Below are 1,821 nucleotides of genomic sequence, written 5' to 3'. Positions count from 1 at the left end.
CCTACTATATGAAAATAGTACCACAGGACCTGGCCGGGTCCTGTGGTACTAATCTTAGTATGTTTTTATTGTTTGCATAGTCCTAATTGCACTCTTGATGCAAAGTGTGCAGCTGCACCAGCGGCGAAAGTTCTTTGTACACTGGTTAAACTACTATCTCCGGCACGGACAGTCATGGAACCAATAAGTGTTATATCACAACTACATTTTCCCCATCCTTCTCTGCTATAACAGTTGTCATGAGCTTGACAGACATAATCTATAGTATCTATAGGCATACCTGGGGAATTACCTAATCCACAATAATTACCATATCTATGCCAGGCGTTTGTAGTTACCAAATCTTCTTCAAATTTTTTAGCACTTTCGAAGGCAGCTTGTTCTCCCTGGTTTAGATCTTTGTTTTTGAACAAGACTAAGTTTTTACCAGCTTCGACATCAAAATTAGAGAGACCACTTTGCAAGGCAATTTCTTTATTAAATATGTATTGCCCATTTTCCAATGTGACATATTCCATTAGTTTTTCATAATAAGCGTAATTCTCATTAACCAGATTTTTTTGAGCTTGTTCATCTTCTAAGATGCATAAGCCTTCCTCATCTGTGCTTTCGGTATTTGCAAGCGCTTCCTTTTGAAGATTTAAAATTACTCCTAGAGCAGCAAAAATAGCAAAGAAAAGCATGATTTTTTTAAACATAGTAAGTCTCCTCAAGTGATTTTAGATAAAAATAAACATTGAAGCAACAACAAAGAGCGGTAAAAGGTTGATACCAATTATAATAATGCTAAGTGTTCTTTTATTTGTACCATTCTCATCAAAAATCAAAGAAATAATACCTAAAGTTAATAAAATAAACGTTGTTAGAACTGGCACACCAAATGAAACTAAAAACCAATTATTCGTGTCTTCTACTACTCCGGCAAGATAAACATATACTAAATTCAATATTGAGATAACTATTAATAGTTTCTTCACTCCGCCCCCTCCTTAAATTATTAGATACCATATATAATAAAATAGTGCCTTTAACTTTTACGGTATCTGAGATTATTAATATAATAAAGAAAATTTACATAATTTTTACAAAAGAATAGTTTCTATTTATTGCATTTTTTTATATAGAGATTTGATTATTAAATATCGGGAGTTTCTTCTTCAAGTATCTTGACCAGTTTATAAAAACTGGTCTTTTTGACTCCCGATTCTTTCATCGCTTGAACTGCCGTTATTTCTTTCGCTTTCCATTTTCTATAAACTTCTCGAAATTCCTCTGAAACATAAACTGCAGGTCTGCCGAATTGAACGCCATTCTGTAATGCCAGATCGATTCCTTCACGCTGTCGTTTTCGAATACGTTCTCGTTCTTCTTCTGCCATCCACGATAGGATCTGTAAAACCAAATCCGCAATAAATGTCCCCATACTGTCTTTGTACTGTGTTGTATCCAGTAACGGCATATCCTGCACCACAATATCTGCTTCGATATTTTTCGTTAGGTCATTCCATTCCTGCAGAATCTCTTCTTTGTTTCGGCCAAACCGATCAAGTGAATGGATATATAAGATATCTCCTTTTCGGATTATACGTTTCAGTAACTGGTAATTCGCTCGTTCAAAGTTTTTGCCACTTTGCTTATCTAAATAAATATCCCGTTCATTAATGCCCTGACTTTTCATGACTTCTTTTTGACGGCCTTCGTTTTGATCTTTGCTGCTGACTCGTATGTAACCAAATTTACGTTGTTCCATCTATAATGGACCCAGGATTTTAGACGCGAAAGAAGGAGATGTTAAGGTAGGTATATGAAACGTAAAAGATA

3 protein-coding genes are annotated in these 1,821 nt (G+C 35.0%); all 3 read right to left on the bottom strand.

Features of this window, described 5'->3' with window-relative positions; all coding sequences use genetic code 11:
• Positions 1–65: 65 nt before the first annotated feature.
• The 3 genes from ACFFLE_RS07955 to ACFFLE_RS07945 all read right to left on the bottom strand — a co-directional run bounded on the left by ACFFLE_RS07955 (position 66) and on the right by ACFFLE_RS07945 (position 1,750).
• Positions 66–698, bottom strand: coding sequence for a phospholipase A2 family protein (locus ACFFLE_RS07955; RefSeq protein ID WP_380570607.1), 633 nt, complete (start codon positions 696–698; stop codon positions 66–68).
• A gap of 21 nt (positions 699–719) precedes the next feature.
• The gene (locus ACFFLE_RS07950) at positions 720–977 is read right to left on the bottom strand and encodes a hypothetical protein (RefSeq protein WP_380570606.1); all 258 of its coding nucleotides are present in this window, start codon (positions 975–977) and stop codon (positions 720–722) included.
• A gap of 158 nt (positions 978–1,135) precedes the next feature.
• Positions 1,136–1,750, bottom strand: a complete 615-nt coding sequence (locus tag ACFFLE_RS07945; RefSeq protein ID WP_380570605.1) for a recombinase family protein — start codon at positions 1,748–1,750, stop codon at positions 1,136–1,138.
• Between the last annotated feature and the right edge of the window lie 71 nt (positions 1,751–1,821).

Source organism: Salinicoccus siamensis (assembly GCF_042429615.1).
Taxonomy (GTDB): Bacteria; Bacillota; Bacilli; order Staphylococcales; family Salinicoccaceae; genus Salinicoccus; species Salinicoccus siamensis.
This window is presented reverse-complemented; position numbering and strand designations above follow the sequence as displayed.